Annotated in this window: 11 protein-coding genes and 1 pseudogene; 7 read left to right on the top strand and 5 right to left on the bottom strand. The window is 70.6% G+C overall.

The features are described 5' to 3' along the window. The first annotated feature begins 17 nt into the window (after positions 1-17). The 6 genes and pseudogenes from WMF24_RS35920 to WMF24_RS35895 all read left to right on the top strand — a co-directional run bounded on the left by WMF24_RS35920 (position 18) and on the right by WMF24_RS35895 (position 4,744). A complete protein-coding gene (locus WMF24_RS35920) occupies positions 18-320 on the top strand; it encodes a hypothetical protein (protein WP_437731962.1) in 303 nt (100 codons plus the stop codon). Then, on the top strand, positions 308-460 hold the full coding sequence (locus WMF24_RS35915; protein ID WP_437731961.1) for a hypothetical protein: 153 nt from the start codon (positions 308-310) through the stop codon (positions 458-460). Before WMF24_RS35920 ends, WMF24_RS35915 begins: the two co-directional genes overlap by 13 nt. 12 nt (positions 461-472) lie before the next feature. Further along, positions 473-556 (top strand): annotated as a pseudogene (locus WMF24_RS35910) (phage baseplate assembly protein V); the annotation flags it as partial. After that, on the top strand, positions 551-1,618 hold the full coding sequence (locus WMF24_RS35905) for a bacteriophage T4 gp5 trimerisation domain-containing protein (protein WP_437738892.1): 1,068 nt from the start codon (positions 551-553) through the stop codon (positions 1,616-1,618). The pseudogene WMF24_RS35910 and the gene WMF24_RS35905, both read left to right, overlap by 6 nt. A 92-nt stretch (positions 1,619-1,710) precedes the next feature. Next, the gene (locus WMF24_RS35900) at positions 1,711-2,355 is read left to right on the top strand and encodes a peptidoglycan-binding protein (protein ID WP_437731960.1); all 645 of its coding nucleotides are present in this window, start codon (positions 1,711-1,713) and stop codon (positions 2,353-2,355) included. A 22-nt stretch (positions 2,356-2,377) separates the two neighbouring features. Beyond that, a complete protein-coding gene (locus WMF24_RS35895) occupies positions 2,378-4,744 on the top strand; it encodes a hypothetical protein (protein WP_437731959.1) in 2,367 nt (788 codons plus the stop codon). 214 nt (positions 4,745-4,958) lie between these two features. Here WMF24_RS35895 and WMF24_RS35890 read toward each other — a convergent pair whose 3' ends face one another. Together WMF24_RS35890 and WMF24_RS35885 are read right to left on the bottom strand one after the other, a co-directional pair. Continuing rightward, the gene (locus tag WMF24_RS35890; protein WP_437731958.1) at positions 4,959-5,795 is read right to left on the bottom strand and encodes a hypothetical protein; all 837 of its coding nucleotides are present in this window, start codon (positions 5,793-5,795) and stop codon (positions 4,959-4,961) included. A gap of 362 nt (positions 5,796-6,157) precedes the next feature. After that, complete coding sequence (locus tag WMF24_RS35885; protein WP_437731957.1) at positions 6,158-6,553, bottom strand: PAAR domain-containing protein; 396 nt, start codon at positions 6,551-6,553, stop codon at positions 6,158-6,160. A 110-nt stretch (positions 6,554-6,663) separates the two neighbouring features. On the opposite strand from WMF24_RS35885, the gene WMF24_RS35880 reads away from it, so the two are divergent. After that, entirely contained in the window at positions 6,664-8,121 is a 1,458-nt protein-coding gene (locus tag WMF24_RS35880; RefSeq protein WP_437731956.1) for a hypothetical protein, read from the top strand. A 47-nt stretch (positions 8,122-8,168) separates the two neighbouring features. Here the strand turns inward: WMF24_RS35880 and WMF24_RS35875 are convergent, their stop codons facing one another. The 3 genes from WMF24_RS35875 to WMF24_RS35865 form a co-directional block, all read right to left on the bottom strand. Continuing rightward, a complete protein-coding gene (locus WMF24_RS35875) occupies positions 8,169-8,639 on the bottom strand; it encodes a response regulator (RefSeq protein WP_437731955.1) in 471 nt (156 codons plus the stop codon). Positions 8,640-9,166: 527 nt separating this feature from the next. Further along, positions 9,167-10,552, bottom strand: coding sequence for a sigma-54-dependent transcriptional regulator (locus WMF24_RS35870; RefSeq protein ID WP_437731954.1), 1,386 nt, complete (start codon positions 10,550-10,552; stop codon positions 9,167-9,169). 40 nt (positions 10,553-10,592) lie between these two features. Beyond that, the gene (locus WMF24_RS35865) at positions 10,593-12,134 is read right to left on the bottom strand and encodes a sensor histidine kinase (RefSeq protein WP_437731953.1); all 1,542 of its coding nucleotides are present in this window, start codon (positions 12,132-12,134) and stop codon (positions 10,593-10,595) included. Positions 12,135-12,240: the final 106 nt, after the last annotated feature.

The following is a 12,240-nucleotide window of genomic DNA, read 5'->3' as shown; positions in this document are numbered from 1 at the left end:
TGTCGACGCTCGGGACGGTGACCGAGCGCGCCGATAAGGTCACGGCGTTCGAGTCGGTGCGGCGGGTCCGCTCCGACGTCGCCGAGTACCGCGAGTACGATCCGGATCGCCCGAACGCGACGCTCGTCAGCCGCGACGAGGGCGAGGAGCCCGTGCCCGGCGCCGTCGACCACGCCGCGGAGGCGCTGCGGCGGCTCGTCTCCCGCCGCGCCCTCGAGACGTACGAGCACGACGGGCACTCGAGAACGCGTTCACGTGCGTGCCCGCCCGGGTCACTTACGTTCCGGCTCGCCCGCGCCGGCGCACGGTGCAGGCGCTGATCACGGCGACGGTGGTCGGCCCCGCCGGGGAGGAGGTGCACGTCGACAGCCTCGGCCGCGTCAAGGTGCTGTTCCACTGGGACCGCCGGCGGACGAAGGACGACACGGCGTCCTGCTGGATCCGCGCGGTGCAGCCGTGAGCGGGCGCCGGGTTCGGTCACCAGTTCTTCCCGCGGGTGGGCATGGAGGTCGCCGTGACGTTCGAGGGCGGCGATCCGGACAAGCCCGTCGTGATCGGCGCGCTCTACAACGCCACGCAGCAGCCGCCGTTCCTGCTGCCCGCGAACAAGACGCAGAGCGGGATACGGACGCAATCGGTCCCCGGCGGCCGCGGGCACAACGAGATCTCGTTCGAGGACGCGGCGGGCAAGGAGCGAATCCACATCCACGCGCAGTCGGATCTCGACGAGGTCGTCCGCCGGGATCACACGATGGTCGTTCACGCGGACGAGCGCCTGCGCGTCGCGGGGAGCCGGCAGGACACGGTGGTCAAGAACGCCGTGAGCGAGGTGCTCGGCGACCGCGAGGACATCGTCCGGGGCGACGCCGACGTCCGGCACCTCGGCGCGCGGCGCGATGTCGTCGAGAAGGGCCTCGACCAGCGGGTCGGCGTCGCCCGCGCGATCCGCGTCGACGGGCGCGACGATCTCGAGGTGCGCGGCGCGGCGGAGCGGCGGTATCTCGGGGATCTCACGACGCGGGTCACGGGCCACCACACGGTGATCGTGGGCAAGCACGACGCGAAGCGCGCGATGACGCTGCGGGTCGAGGGGGTGGGGACCCTCTCGGCCGACGACGCGCTGGTGCTCACGGCGGGCGGCGGGATCACGCTCCGCTGCGGGAACACGTCGATCCGGATCGGCGAGGACGGCATCGAGCTGCACGGGCCTGTGGTGCGCGTGGCCGGCGAGAAGGGGAGCGTCGAGGCGAGCAAGGAGGGGATCAAGATCTCGTCCGACGGGGCCTATGCGCACCTCGGCGACAGGCTGCTCGTGAAGACCGAGAAGGCGAGCCTCGCCATGGGGACCGAGGTGAAGGTCGACGGCGAGAAGATCCTGCTGAACTCGCCGGAGCAGGCGACCGAGCAGCCGCCGCCCGAGAGGGAGCCGCCGACGGAGATCGCGCTCGTGGACGACGAGGGGCGCCCGCTCGGACACCAGCGCTTCCTGATCCTCCTCGAGGACGGGTCGCAGCGGACGGGCGTCACCGACAAGGGTGGCAAGGCCGTGATCGATCTGCCGGCGGGCGTGAAGGCGAAGATACGCTTTCCCGAGCTGACCGAGCTGGCCCACGGCTGAGTGGGGCGGGGCGCGGGGGGGCCACGGGGGGCGCGCCCTGTGTTGTGGAGTGGACAGGAGTCGTGGCGTGGACAGGACAAAGGGGCTTTGACGTGGCGAAGCCGTGGGTGCCGTACGTGATCCAGCAGGGAGAGCATCTCCGGAAGCTCGCTTTCCGGTTCGGGATGGACGCCGAGACGCTCTGGCGGCACGACAAGAACCAGGAGCTCGCAAGTCGCCGGAAGAACATGGACCTGCTCCACCCGGGAGACGTGCTCCACGTCCCGGCGGAGCCTGCGCCTGCGCTGGATATTTCCGCTGGCACGATGAACCGGTACAAGGCCAGGGTGCCGACGGTCCCGGTGAAGATCCAGCTCGAGTCCGCGGTGCGGTCGCTGGCGGGGCAGCGGTTCGAGGTGCACGGCATCGGCGAGGGGGCCGAGCCGATCCGCGGCACGACGACGGCGGAGGGGGAGGCGTCCTTCGAGGTGCCCGTGCTGGTGCGCGAGGTGGAGCTGCGGTTGCCGGACGCGGGCCTTGTGATCCCGGTGCTCGTCGGCGATCTCGATCCGATCGACGAGCCGAGCGGGTTGGCGCAGCGCCTGCGCAACCTCGGGTATCTGCCGGCGACAGGGGACGTGGCGGCGGAGGACGTCACGCTGGCGCTGATGGCGTTTCAGCGGGAGCAGGAGCTGCCGGTGACCGGCGCGGCGGACGACGAGACGCGCCGCGCGCTGGAAGAGCGACACCGTATCTGAGCCCGGGACAGGACACGGATCCATGGCGAAGCTACCGTCAGTTCGATACATCTGGACCGCCGAGGACGAGCGGATCGCGCGGGGCGGCGCGCCGGACGTGCAGGGGGCGTATGTGACGCCCTACGGTATCCCGGCGGCCGGAATCCCCCGGTGCGCGACCTTCACGGCGGGGACCGAGGTCGAGGTGGATCTCGAGCGCAGCGGCTGGGGGGAGCCGTGGCGCGCGCGGCGGTTCCACAGCGGCAAGGCGTTCTACGAGTGGCACAAGCCGGCCGAGATCCCCGGCTCGGTCGGCACGCTCGCGGAGCTCTGCAAGTACCTGCGCGAGAGGGATCCGAGCGCGTACCCGGAGACGCTCTACGGGGAGAAGAAGCTCGCGGATCCAGGGCCCGAGAACCCGGCGAAGATGCTCTTCGATTACTGGGAGAACTCCAGGTACCGCTACACGACGGTCAAGGAGGGGTTCGACTGGAAGACGTACGCGAGCAGGCCGGGGAGCCTCGCCGTGCGGAAGGACGGCGTCGCGATCGAGTACGTGCTGCGGAAGCTCACGCCGCTGCCGAAGGCGGTCGCCGCGCCGGGGGCGCAGAAGAGGCTGATCGACGAGCCCGCCCTCGCCGTGGAGCAGTACATCCTGGAGGTCGCTGACGCCACGGCCAATATCCGGAGGCTCCTGGATGTGGCCAACGACGCCATGCTGGCTCGATGCCAGATCATCTACAAGCTCCAGGCGCTGCGGGCGATCGCGGAGGCGTCGGCCAACGCGCCCCAGGGCGGGATGCCCTCGCAGGGTGCCGAGATCGTGCGGATCATCGACACCATTCTCCCGAAGGTCCACCAGGTCCTCATCGCGATGCCCATCCGCGCTGGCGCCGCGGAGCAGGCGCTCGCGGAGATCCTCAATTCACGTCGGCGCTTCACCGTCGACGCCGTGGCGGACATCCGGGCAGAGGAGCGCAGGCTGCGTGAGCTCCTGCTCGGGTCGAGCGCGCATGCGCGGATGCTCAAGACCTGGGCGGCGTCGGTTCACGGTGGCTGGCTACAGGGGCACCCGGCCATCGTGCAGCTCGTCGACCTGTTGACGGTGACGGTCGCGGAAGGTCACCTCGCGCTCGGCGAGTGCGCGGCGCAGGAACACGATGACGTCCTGAAGCAGCTCCTCGACAACATGCCGGCGCGCCACGCCGAGACGCCGGACAGCATCGGGGGCGACTCGCCGACCGAGGTCCTGCTGAGCCTGGTCGGCAAGGGGACGAGCATCACGCTGACGGTCGTGGGGAATCTGGCAGGCCCACCCAGCCTGTCGATCGCGATCCTTCAGGTGTACGCTCTCCGGCAATTCCCGAAGATCGTGCAGGAGTCGTTCAGCGCGCTGAGCAAGGTGCGGGTGGATTTGACGCAGCTGGCCTCGTGGCGCGGCCCGCACCGGGATCTCCTCGATCTCGAGCGCGGGGTCACGGCGCTCAACCGCAAGATGAGCGAGCTCACCGGGTACGTGGTGGGCCATGTCCCAGACGGTGAGTTCAAGCAGAAGCTGAGCGTCGCCCTCATCGACGAAAACCCGGAGACGCTCGCCGGCCTCAGGAGCAAGTACGGCGCGGAAATGTCCGGAGCGGCGCAGAGTACCGTCGCATGGAAGTCGTCGATGGTACTGTTCAACCTGCTCGGTACTGCACTCGCGATCCGCGAAGCTCAAGCAGCCGGTGACAGGCACGCTCTCCTCGTGCTGGCCGACACCACTTCGCAGGGCGTCGGGGGCGCGTCTGTAGTGCTGGGCACCTACGAGACGTTCCTGACCGCAATCGGGCGTCTTGAGCCGGTTTCCGAAGCGCTGTTGCAAGTGGGTAATGTGCTGGGAGGTGTAAGCGGTGTGGCGGGAGCAATTTCAGGGGGATTCGCCTACGCCAAGGCGCTTCGTGAACAAGATTGGTACGGCGCGACGAGCGCGATGTTTGGTGCCGTTGGATCGGGGGGTATGGCCCTCTTCGCTGCGCTCGCGTTATACGGTGTCACGATGCCCGTTCTCAGCGCCGTCTCGCTCGCATGCCTCCTCGCGTCGGGGGCGGTGAGCTTTGTGCAAGTTGTTGAGTCGGGTGACGGCAAGATGTCGAATACCAACAGGATCTGTCACGGAATACTCAGCTCGATACGCGCGGATGTTCTCGGTAAGTACATGGAATCTCGTAACGGTATGATTCTTGTTGAGATGGAAGAGCTCGGGAGGCTCACGAAGGAGGGGTTGTTGCCGAACGCGAAAAATGACTATTGGATTGTCCTCGCACTTGAAAAGGCGGGGCTGTCCAAGGAGCATATTCAGCAGGTAGTTAACTCGTCGGCGCTCGCGACCACCCCGTTCGGGCCAGGCCCCGGCCTGCCTGCATTCAGGTGATTGCATGATCCCTGGGGCGGCGCCCTCATCCATCGGGAGGACGACGGGCGCGCGCTCCGACGGGGGCGTCTAGAATAACGATCACGTTGAGCGAGCGAGAAATGAACCGCTAAGACGCCAAGGACGCCAAGAAGAAGACAATGTCTTGGCGTCTTTGGCGTCTTGGCGGTTCGAAGTTCTGCTCGTTTCAGGCGGGTTCAACCCGTTTGTTGCTCTAGTCTTGGTCGTCAATCAGACTATCGCCTCGGGGTACTCCCCTCCGTGCACGCTCCGCTTCGACGCGCTCGATGTCGTCGACGAGGCTCGTCGACGACACGCTCGCTTCCGATGGCAACTCCAGGGCCTCTCTCAGGCGCTGCTGCAGGAACATCGCCGCTTTTACGCCATGCATCCGGGGCACCAGTGGAACCACCTTGCCAGAGCGCAGGCGGGCGTTGAGGGAGAAGCAAACAAGCTCTCTGTGGCGGCCCGTCACGTCTCTCAAGCAGAATAGTTGAGCGATGTCGTCGGTCTGGAGGGCGATGTCGTTGTTCCATGGGATTCGAGGGCTGTGACGAATCTGCAGTGCGCCGCTCTTGATGGTCAGACGGATCCGGGTCATGAATGCGAGCAGCATGATGTACGCGATGAAGAGGGACAGGGTTGCGCAGAGCGCCGTCGCTCCGAGGATGAGCTCCCATTCAGGACCTCTGTGCTGGAAAGCGGCGTGGGCGGTGTAGCCGGTGAGTGGCCACATTATCGATGCAAATAGCACGCTGGGCCAGCGACGTAGATTTATGTCGTCTACAGGCCAGCTCATCGCGAGCTCGCGTTTCACTTGTGCCCGGTAATCCCGCGGATTCGCATCGGTCGTGCTCACGGTGTACGAGGGTGGCGCAGGGAGCTGACGAGGCGGTCGCAGCCAGGGGTTCTCCTCGCGAACCTCCCGGGTACGCGCGGCAGGGACTTCGAACACGGCACCACAACGCCGGCACACAGCGAAGCCGAATTCCTCGTCCAGCTCCTTCGCCGTCGTGATGCTGGGACAGCGAATGCATGCGATCGTGGGCATGGGCGGATCCTATCTCCGATTGTGGTGTGCGAGAGGCAAACGGGGGAAGCTCATGACGCGGGTACGGGCTACGCCATGGTGACGCGATGAGCGGAATTTCCGGCCAGCGAGCTCGTCCAGATCCTCCGCATGTACGACGCGGTTGCAGTTGACGCACATGACCGAGATCGTGGCTCGATGCTATCAGCAAAAAAGAAGGCGCCTCCCGCGGGAAACGTGCGCCGCATCAGGGCGGCGATCCGCTTCGACAGCAGCCTTCGGAAGCCTTCCGCGGTCCCCGGGCCGGATCGTTTGGGGCAGCGATGCGATCGACCGGATCGGGACCGATCCTCGATCGGCGAGCTGCTCCTCGCCCATCGCGCTCAGCCGCCGACGAAGACCGTCCCGTCAGCCACGACCGTGCCGTTCGGCGCGTCCTGAGGGTCGTTGCAGGTCATCGCCGGATCGCCCATCCGGGCGGCCTGCCTCCCGTCGAAGTAGACCCGCGCGCTCCCCCGGTGAACCGCGGCCTCGTTCGAAGGAGGCCGCTGGAACGGACCCGCCGCGGGCACGTGCGCAGGGGCGTTCATCGTCTTGCTGCCCTGGACCGCCGCGGCCCTGTCGTCGATGAACACCGTGGAGCAGAGCCCGCTCGATAGCTGCCCGGAGAAGGGCATCGGCGTCGGCGTGGGCACCGGGCCCGCGGGCGAGGGGACCATCACCACGTGCGTGTCGATGGCCACGACCCGGTCCCCCTGCTTCGCTCCCGGCGCGCCCATCGCGATCGCGACCCCCTCTCCCGATTCAAGATAACCCGCCTGGCAGCGGCGTTGAAGGTGCTGCGCGATCGTCCCCCGATGCGCGCGGCTCCGGTAAAATCGGCCCGGTGATGAACGCCGCCTCAGCCGGTGGGCCCGCGGACGCCGAGCTCGATCCCGTGCTCCACGACGTCTCGCTCACCCAGTTCGCCGCGGTCAGCGCGGCGCTGGCGGAAGGCTTGGCGCTCCCTGACGTCCTCGCCCACGAGGGCATCGCGCCGGCATCCTGGCCCGGCGCCGAGGCCGCGTGGAAGGTGCGCCTCGTCGACGAGTCCCGGAAGGAAGGCAAAGGCCTCTTCGCCTCGTACGAGAGCAGGCTCGCCGCCGCCGAGGACCGGCTCGGCCGGCGCATCGCGCCGCTCGAGACCGACCTCGCGGCCTGGACCTCGTTCCTGAAGGCGTACTCGAGTCATCCTTCGCCGTTCGAGCTCCTGAGCCGCCTGCGACTCCGCGTGAGCGACGTCGCCCGCCTGGCGCGGCTCTGGGCGCGCCGCATGGCTGGCTCGCCGGAGCTACAGGACCTGGCCGCGGAGCTCGCCGCAGAGGCGACGACCACCGTGCCCGAGCTCCGCGTCGAGCCGGGCGAGCTCTCGCCGTCATCGGCCGAGAACACCCGCGCGGAGCCCGTGGAGACGGCCCCGGTGGACGCAGCGTGGGAGTCGCCGCTCGTCTTGCCGTCGGCCTATTGCCCCGGCGCCAGCAAGGCGCCGACCACGCAAGGTGCGCCCGGCGTGCTCCTCGCGGAACCAGCCTTGCCGCGACCGGCGCCTGTCCCGCCCAGCACCGCGCTGGCCTTCGACGTTCCGCGCGGGTCGGCGCTGCCGTTCGCGCCCGCGGAGCCGGGGCGGCCGTCATCGCTGGCTGCGCCCGATGCCGCGAGGCCGGCGGTCCAGCGCGCGCCCGAAGCGCTCACCGGGACGGCGCCGCTGCCCGAGGGGGCGCCGCGAGGCCCGGCGCTCCCGTTCGTCGGGGCGAGCGCCGGCCGCGGAGAGGCGAGGCCGCCGGTCGTCGAGGCCCCGGCAGCGCTCGCGGGAACCGCGCCGCTGCCGGACGGCGTTCCGCGGGGGCCGGCGCTGCCGTTCGCGCCCGCGGAGCCGGGGCGGCCCTCGCCGATGGCCACGCCAGGGAACGCAAGGCCCACGGTGAACCGCGCGCCCGAGGCGCTCACCGGCACCTCCCTGAGCCTCGCCATCCCGCGTGGGCCGGCGCTCCCGTTCGCGAAGGAGCCTTCCGGCGGGACCGCCGGCAGCGGGGGCGCACCGGCGAGCGCGTCGCCAGGGGGCCCCTCGGCGGCGCTGCCGCAGCTCACGCTCGAACAGCACGCATCGCTCACCCTGGAGCTCGTCGTCGAACCAGGGAGGCAGGACGAGATCCTCCGGCGGTATGGCATCAGCGTGGGTGAAAAATTGCAGCTTGATGCGCATTTCAGGCAACGCCTCGCCGAGGACCGGTCGCTCGTGGAGAGGTGGAACGGGGCGTATCGCGCCCACCATGCCCGCTTCAGGGCCGCGGGGCGCGGCGCTCGCTGAAGGATCGGGCGACACAGCGGCATGGGGGAGCGCAGCCGCGCGGCGCGTCAGCCGCGCATGGAGACGAGGGCCTGGACGACGACGCGCAGGTCGTCGATGTCGAGCGGCTTGTCGAGCACCGCGTCCGCGCCCAGGCGGTAGGCCTCGGCGTGGGTCTCCGGGTCGCCGAAGGCGGTGATGAGGACGACGGGCGTGGACCAGTCGTCCCGGCGCAGCCCGGCCAGGAGCTCGAGGCCGCTCTTGCCGGGCATGCGGACGTCGCTCACCACGATGTCGGGCCGGGCGCCGCTGCTGGACACCAGCGACTCGGCCATGAGCTCGAGGAGCTGGTTGCCGTCGCGCGCCTCCAGGACCTCGTAGCCGTCGCGGCGGAGGGCCGTGGCGAGCAGCTGCCGCAGCTCGCGGTCGTCCTCGGCGAGCAGCACGCGAACGGGCGACTCGTCGAGCTGGGTGGTCGGCACGGGTCCAGGGGACGCATCGAGGAACGAGGGAAAGTCGCGTAACGGCTCGGCGGGCATCGGGCTCTCTCCTTTGGAGGGCCTCGTTGCAGGCAACGTGCCGCCCATGACGGCGGAAACCGACCGAGGTTGGGGGCCGGGAGCGGCCGGAAGCCGACCCAGGTTGGGGCGGCCGTGAGGCAGCCGACCCGGGTTGGGGCAACCGACCCGGGTTGGGGCAACCGACCCGGGTTGGGGCAACCGACCCGGGTTGGGGCAACCGACCCAGGTTGGGGCAACCGACCCGGGTTGGGGCAACCGACCCGGGTTGGGGCAACCGACCCAGGTTGGGGCAGCCGACCCAGGTTGGGGCAGCGGGAGCCGACCCAGGTTGGGGCAGCCGACCCAGGTTGGGGCAGCCGACCCAGGTTGGGGCAGCCGACCCAGGTTGGGGCCGCCGACCCAGGTTGGGGCAGCCGACCCAGGTTGGGGCAGCCGACCCAGGTTGGGGCAGCCGACCCAGGTTGGGGCAGCCGACCCAGGTTGGGGCCGCCGGCGTCCCCGACCCAGGTTGCGCCCCCCGCCGCCCCCCGCCGCCCTCCGCGCCCTCAGCCGCCCTTCGCCGCCCCGCCGGCCGCCGGCTCCCACCGCTCCAGCTTGCGGTGCAGCGTCTTCCGGTCCAGCCCGAGGATCCTCGCCGCCAGCGTCTTGTTCCCGCCCGCCGCCTCGAGCACCCGCAGGATGTACCGGCGCTCCACCTCCTCCAGCGGCACGAGCTCCGACGGATCGTCCCCCGCCACGATGACGTGCGACGGACGGTGCTCCCGGACCTTCGCCGGCAGGTCGTCCACCGTGATCTCCTCGTACCGCGTCAGCGCCACCGCCCGCTCGATGCAGTTCTGGATCTCCCGCACGTTGCCCGGCCACGAGTACGCGAGCAGCCGCTCGGCAGCCGCCGGCGACAGCCCGACCACCTCCTTGCCCGAGCGCGCCGCGCAGTCCTCCAGGAACCGCTGCGCCAGGAGCAGCACGTCGCTCCCCCGCGCCCTCACCGGCGGCAGCTCCACGTGCAGCACGTTGATGCGGTAGTACAGGTCCTCACGGAACCGCCGCTCCTCGACCGCCGCGTCGAGATCGCGGTTCGTCGCCGCCATGATGCGCGCGTCGAACGCCACCTCGGCGCTGCCGCCCACCGGCCGCACCCGGCGCTCCTGCAGCGCGCGCAGCAGCTTCGGCTGCACCGCGAGCGGCAGCTCCCCGATCTCGTCGAGCAGCAGCGTCCCGCCGTTCGCCTCGACGAACAGCCCGGGCCGCGACGCCCGCGCGTCCGTGAACGCCCCCCGCACGTGGCCGAACAGCTCGCTCTCGATCAGCGACTCGGGCACCGCCGCGCAGTTGATCGCCACGAACGGCCCCCCCTTGCGCCGGCTCCGCTCGTGCAGCGCCCGCGCCACCACCTCCTTGCCCGTCCCGCTCTCGCCGGTGATCAGCACCGTCGCCTCCGCGTCGGCGATGCGCTCGATCATGTCCTGCACCCGCCGCATCGCGCCGCTCCGGCCGACCAGGTCCGGGAACGCGCCGGGCCCGGCCACCGCGCGGCGCAGCCGCCGCACCTCGGCCTTGAGCGCGTGGTGCGCGATCGCCCGCTCCAGCGCCAGCGCCAGCGCCTCGATGTCCACCGGCTTCGTCACGTAGTCGTACGCGCCCGCCCGGATCGCCTCCACCGCCGTCTCGATGCTGCCGAACGCGGTGATCACCACCACGGGCACGTCCGGCCGGATCTCGGCCGCCCGGCCGCAGACCTCGATGCCGTTCATGCCGCGCATGTTCAGGTCGGTCAGGATGACGTCGAAGCCCTCGTCCTCCTCGAGCAACGCGAGCGCCTCCGCTGGCGACGTCCGCGTCGTCGCCTCCACGCCGCGCGTGCGGAGGTCGGCCGCGAGCCACGCGCACATGGCCTCGTCGTCGTCGATGATCAGCGCTCGCCTTCTCATGTTCCCTCGCTTCCCCGCGTTCCCTCGCGCCCGCCCTCCGTCAGGCCGCCGCTCCGGCCACCCCCCCGCCTCGCTGCGGCGCAGGCGCGCCCTCGTCCCCGGCCGCCGGACGCGCGGCCTCCTCGCCGCTCGGGGCGAGGTACACCGTGAAGGTCGAGCCCTCGCCGACCTGGCTCTCCACGTCGATCCAGCCGCCGTGCTCGCGCACGATGCCGTACGAGACGCTCAGCCCGAGGCCGGTGCCCTCGCCGACGTCCTTCGTCGTGAAGAACGGCTCGAAGATGCGGTGGACGTTCGCGGGCTCGATCCCTTCGCCGCGGTCGATCACCCGGACGGCGAGGTGCTCGCCCTCGGGGCCGCCGTGATCGGCCGGGGGGCGCACGCGCGCCCGCTCGACGCGCAAGGTGAGCTCGCCGCCCCGCTTCATCGACTGCATGCCATTGATGACGAGGTTCGTGAGCACCTGCTGCATCTGCCCGGCGTCCACCTCGGCGCGCGCCGGCGCCGGGCCCACCTCGTCGAGGCGCAGCGTCACGCCGCGCTTGCGGGCGAGGGGCTCGAGCAGCTGCAGCGTCTGCCGCGCGATCTGCGCGAGGTCGGCCGGCGCCTTCTGCGCGACCCGGCGGCGCGCGAAGTCGAGGAGCTGCCGGATGATCTTCGTCATCCGGTCCGCCTGCTCGGCGATGATGCGCGCGCTGTCCGCCGCCTCCTCCGGCGGCAGGCCGCGGGTGATCATCTTGGCGCGGCCGCCGACCACGTTGAGCGGCGTGCCGAGCTCGTGCGCGAGCCCCGACGCGAGCTTGCCCACGATGCCGAGCCGGTCGGCGTGCCGGAGCTGCTCCATCGCGGCGATGCGCGCGGACGCCTCCTGGGCGGCGCGCTCGCGCGCCTCGGCGAGGTGATCGCACATCGCGTTGATCTCGCGGGCGAGCTGCCCAAGCTCGTCGCGCTGCGGCAGGACCAGCGGGCTGCCGAGGTCGCCCTCCCCGATGCGCCGGGTCTTGTCGACGAGCCGCTGCGTCGGCTGGCCGACGAGGAGCTGCCCGAAGATCATCGCCAGAAGGCCGCTCAGCGCCGCGAGGGCCACGATCGTGGTCACCGTGTTGACCATGCTCGCCTGGACGTACGTCTCCCCCTCCGCGAGCGACTCGGAGATCTCGATCGCGCCGACGCGCGCCGGGTCCACGGCGACGGGCGCGTACGTGTAGAAGCGCCCGTTCCGGTCGCCCTCGCGCTGGAGGCGGAACACCTCGGTGCCCCGGGAGAGCTCTGCGATCTCGGCGGCGGGCAGCGCGGGCGCGAAGCGGTCCCCGGGCGGCGCGTCGAGCCACACCCAGCGGAAGCTCACGCCGTCCTCGCGCTCGCTCGCCTTGCCGAGCACACGGAGCGCCTCGTCCATCCCCTCCCGGCGCCAGATCTCGCCCACCGCGGCGCGCAGGGCGCCGCCGATGAGGTGCTCGTCGCGCCGCATGTCCGCCTCGAACAGCGCCCGCTCGCGTCGGACCGAGAGGTAGCCGTAGAGGCTGAGCACGGCGGACATGACGAGGACGAGGGCGACGGTGAGCTTGCTGGCGAGCCGCATGGAGGACCTTGTGAGGAGGATGCAGGACGCGTGCGCATTCTCAAGGGCCAGCGCGCGGGCACGCGGGCCGATCCAGGGCGGCCCGGATCTCCCCGGGTGGGGCAAA

Origin of the sequence: Sorangium sp. So ce1335 (assembly GCF_051521615.1) — a bacterium.
In the GTDB taxonomy this organism is placed as follows: Bacteria; Myxococcota_A; Polyangia; order Polyangiales; family Polyangiaceae; genus Sorangium.
This window is presented reverse-complemented; position numbering and strand designations above follow the sequence as displayed.